Annotated in this window: 5 protein-coding genes; 3 read left to right on the top strand and 2 right to left on the bottom strand. The window is 69.8% G+C overall.

The window, feature by feature from the left end; all coding sequences use genetic code 11:
- Window positions 1-185 precede the first annotated feature (185 nt).
- Entirely contained in the window at window positions 186-635 is a 450-nt protein-coding gene (locus ACWEVN_RS47140) for a pyridoxamine 5'-phosphate oxidase family protein (RefSeq protein WP_310970768.1), read from the top strand.
- On the opposite strand, the gene ACWEVN_RS47135 is transcribed toward ACWEVN_RS47140, so the two are convergent.
- Both ACWEVN_RS47135 and ACWEVN_RS47130 read right to left on the bottom strand, forming a co-directional pair.
- Window positions 632-955: a DUF4873 domain-containing protein gene (locus tag ACWEVN_RS47135; RefSeq protein WP_452055612.1), complete on the bottom strand. Its 324-nt coding sequence runs from the start codon at window positions 953-955 to the stop codon at window positions 632-634. The two genes, ACWEVN_RS47140 and ACWEVN_RS47135, sit on opposite strands and share 4 nt — an antisense overlap.
- Window positions 952-1,722 carry a TetR/AcrR family transcriptional regulator gene (locus tag ACWEVN_RS47130; protein WP_310970765.1) on the bottom strand — a complete coding sequence of 257 codons (771 nt, stop codon included), beginning with the start codon at window positions 1,720-1,722 and terminating at the stop codon, window positions 952-954. The genes ACWEVN_RS47135 and ACWEVN_RS47130 overlap by 4 nt, the downstream gene beginning before the upstream one ends.
- A gap of 55 nt (window positions 1,723-1,777) precedes the next feature.
- Between ACWEVN_RS47130 and ACWEVN_RS47125 the strand changes: the two genes are divergently transcribed.
- Together ACWEVN_RS47125 and ACWEVN_RS47120 are read left to right on the top strand one after the other, a co-directional pair.
- Window positions 1,778-2,686, top strand: a complete 909-nt coding sequence (locus ACWEVN_RS47125) for an AurF N-oxygenase family protein (RefSeq protein ID WP_449688181.1) — start codon at window positions 1,778-1,780, stop codon at window positions 2,684-2,686.
- Window positions 2,683-3,591, top strand: a complete 909-nt coding sequence (locus ACWEVN_RS47120) for an alpha/beta fold hydrolase (RefSeq protein WP_452055611.1) — start codon at window positions 2,683-2,685, stop codon at window positions 3,589-3,591. The genes ACWEVN_RS47125 and ACWEVN_RS47120 overlap by 4 nt, the downstream gene beginning before the upstream one ends.
- Window positions 3,592-3,625: the final 34 nt, after the last annotated feature.

Here is a 3,625-nt window from a genome sequence, read left to right as displayed (position 1 = left end):
ACACAACCTCTTTCCCCCCCCCCGCCCCATTTCCTTTTTTTCGGTCTTTCTTTCCGTTGTTTTTGTTTCAGGCGGGTTAGAACCCGCCTTACCACTCACGACCAGCTGTGAGAGGTCGCACCCGGTTTCACCGGATGGTGGCGTTTTTCTTGGAGTGTCGCTTTTCCGGCCCCTAGCTTCACCCGGTGACCACTCTCGAACAGGCCGCCGTCGCGGACCTCGTGCGGAACACCCTGTCCGCGCACAAGTCGATGTTCCTCGCCACCGCCGGCAGCGCCGGGCCGTGGGTCGGCGGGGTCTACTTCGCCGAAAGCGGCGAGTTCACCCTCAACCTCGTGCTCGAGGACCGCGGCCGGACGCTGGCCGCCATCCGGGAGAGCCCGGTGGTCTCGGTCGTCGTCTCGACCGGTTCGCCGATGCAGCCGTTCCTGCAGGCCCAGGCCACCGCCGAGATCCTCGGCGGTGACGAAGACGCGCGGGTGCGCGAGCTGCTCGTCGCCAAGGTCCCCGAGGCCGCACCCTTCCTGGCCGCGCCGGTCACGGCCGTCCGGCTGAGCGTGCCGAAGTGGCGCGCCACGGACATCGCGAACGGCGTGCTGCCCGGCGTCGAGCTGCCCGGCCCGCGGCTTCCCTAGGCGTTGAGCTCTTCCAGGGTCGTGGGCACGTGGAACGGTGGCGTGCTCGTGCCCGTGATCCGGTAGCGGCCCCACGGGTCCGGGTCGGACAGTTCCCCGGTGGCCGAGTGCGCGCCCGCCTGGATGGCGACGGCCTTCTTCTTGCCGCCCGCCAGGCGGGTCAGCTCCTCGTTCACCGCCACCCGGCCGTACCAGCGGTAATAGCCGTCGATCGGCTGGAAGTAGCCGCGCAGCTCGACCGTCGTCGTCAGCGAAACGCCGTCGACGACCAGGGTCGCCTCGCCGCTGTAGCCGTCTTCGTCGTGCTCGTGCTCGCTCATGACGTTTCCTCCAGCGACTCCGGGGTGCGGCCCAGCTGGACCACCTTGTTGGCTTCCAGGGGCAGGTTCGGGTCGATGACCACGCCGTTCTGGCGGGTCAGCCCGTCGATGGCCGCCCAGATGATCTGCGTCAGGTACTCCACGACCGCGTCGCGGCTCATCGACCGGCGGTCCAGCCACCACTCGCCGGTGTTCTGAACCATGCCGACGATGCCGTGCGCCCACGGCTCGGCCGCGCCGGAGTCCATGTTGAACATCCGCATGTAGTCGCCGAGCAGCGCGGTCAGCGCCGTCGCGATCAGCTCCTTGTCCTCGGCCACGACGTCCGACGACACCGGCTTCTCCGGCCGGCCGTGCGCGAGCAGCCGGTAGAGGTTCGGGTGCTCCTCGATCACCGTGAAGAACGCGTCGAGGGCCATCCGGATCCGCGGCACCGGGGCCAGCTCGGCGTTGATCGCCGGGATCAGCCGCTCGAAGAGGATTTCCGTGCCGCGCTGGCCCAGGGCCACGTACAGGTCGGCCTTGTCGTCGAAGTGCCGGTACAGCACCGGTTTCGTGACGCCGGCTTCCGCGGCGACGTCCTCCATGCCGAGGTCCGGGCCGTGCGTGTCGAGCGCCCGGAGCGCGGCTTCGACGAACTCCTTGCGCCGGGCGATCCGGTGCTTGCGCCAGCGGTCGCGCCGGGCGTCGCCGGTCGCTTCGTCGCCGCGGGAGGACTTGCCGGCCTGCTTGCCTGAGCGCTTGACACGTTCGATCACGAGGGTCATGCTACGCACAGGTAACTGTTACCTCAAGTTACATGTCGCGGAAGGGGTGTCGGCAATGACGCGGACGCTGAAGGAACCGGATCGCGAGAAGACCGCGGACCGCCTGCTGAAGTCGTCGGCGAACAAGTTCTACGACCCCGACGTCGACATCGACTGGACCGCGCCGCTCGTCGAGGGCAAGCGGTTCATCCTCGAAGAGCGTTCCTCGCTCTACGGCACCGAACTCTGGGACAAGCTGACCCCCGAACAGCGCATCGAGCTGGGCAAACACGAGGTCGCAAGCGTCGCCACGACCGGTTTGTGGTTCGAAATCCTGCTGATGCAGATGCTGCTCAAGGAGGTCTACGAACAGGACCCGACGTCCGCGCACGCCCAGTTCGCGCTCACCGAAATCGCCGACGAATGCCGCCACTCGACGATGTTCGCGCGGATGGCGTCGCGGATCGGCTGCCCCGCCTACGGCCCGGTGCCGTGGCTGCGGCGCCTCGCGAAGCTCATGCCGACGATCTCCTACGGCCCGGCCCGCTACGGCGCGATCCTCGTCGCCGAGGAGGTGCTCGACCGGCTGCAGCGCGAGCAGATGAACGACGAAGGCGTCCAGCCGCTGGTCCGGATGGTCAACCGGATCCACGTCCTGGAGGAGGCCCGGCACGTCACCTTCGCCCGCGAAGAGGTCACGCGCGGGATGGCGAAGCTGTCGAAGGCCGAGATCGCCTACCAGCAGTTCATCATCGCGGTCATCTCGTACTTCGTGACGCGGGCGTTCATCAACCCGGACGTCTACAAGGCGGTCGGCATCCGCCCGCGCGACGGCGTCGAGGCGGCGCTGAACAACCCGAACTGGCAGGGGACGATCGCGTGGGCCGGGGAGAAGATCATGCCGTTCCTGCAGGAGTCCGGCCTGGTCGGGCTGCCCGGGAAGTACTTCTGGCGCAAGTCGTTCCTGCTCCCGGCGACCCGATGATGACCGCGTCCCGGCTGCGGAACCCGTCGATCGAGCACCGGCTCGTCGCGAGCGACGGCGCCGCGCTGCACGTCTCGCAGTCCGGGCCGGTCGATTCGGCGGTGACGCTGGTGCTGGTGCACGGCTGGACGCAGGACCACCGGACGTGGGACTTCGTGCTCCCGCACCTCGACCCCGGCCTGCGCGTCCTGCGCTACGACCTGCGCGGCCACGGCGGTTCGTCGCCCGCTCGGCCGGGCGGTGCCACCATCGCGCGGCTGGCCGACGACCTCGCCGAGCTGATCGCCGACCGCGTCCCTTCCGGGCCCCTCGTCCTGGCCGGGCACTCGATGGGCGGGATGACGCTGATGGTGCTCGCCGAACGGCACCCGGCCCTCGTCCGCGACCGGCTGGCGGGGGCGGCGTTCGTGGCGACGTCGTCGGGGGACATGGACCAGCTGACCCTCGGGTTCCCCGGACTGGTCGGCCGGAGCGTGACGCGCTTCGAGCCACGGGTCGCGAGGTTGCTGGCCGGCTTGCGGTCGGACACGCTGCGGCTGCGGCCGGGCCTGGTGCGTTCGGGCGCCCGCCGGCTCGTGTTCGGCGACCGGCCGGGGCGCGCGCAGGTGGACAGCGTCGTCGAGCAGCTGCTCTGCGCGCACCCGGCGAGCGCGGGGCTGTTCCTGGACGCCATCGCGGCCCACCGGGGCGTCGGCGGGCTGGGCGCGCTGTGCGACGTACCGTCGGTGGTGCTGGCGGGCGAGAAGGACCGGCTGTGCCCGCTGCCGCACGCGAAGGTGATCGCGGACGAGCTGCCGCACGCGGAGTTCGTCCGGTTCCCCGGTGCGGGGCACATGCTGCCGCAGGAACGTCCCTTCGAGGTGGCCCGCCGGATCTCCGCGCTGGTCCGGGTGGCCGCCCGCTGACAAGCGCCCCAATGTGGCGTTCGGTGCGTTGGAC

Source organism: Amycolatopsis sp. NPDC003861, from assembly GCF_053605405.1.
The sequence above is the reverse complement of the archived record's forward strand: the minus strand, read 5'-3'. Positions and strand labels throughout refer to the sequence as shown.

Coding starts and splice junctions, on each gene's coding strand:
- ACWEVN_RS47120 (WP_452055611.1), top strand. CDS start 2,683: ATGATGACCGCGTCCCGGCTGCGGAACCCGTCGATCGAGCACCGGCTC.
- ACWEVN_RS47135 (WP_452055612.1), bottom strand. CDS start 955: ATGAGCGAGCACGAGCACGACGAAGACGGCTACAGCGGCGAGGCGACC.
- ACWEVN_RS47125 (WP_449688181.1), top strand. CDS start 1,778: ATGACGCGGACGCTGAAGGAACCGGATCGCGAGAAGACCGCGGACCGC.
- ACWEVN_RS47130 (WP_310970765.1), bottom strand. CDS start 1,722: ATGACCCTCGTGATCGAACGTGTCAAGCGCTCAGGCAAGCAGGCCGGC.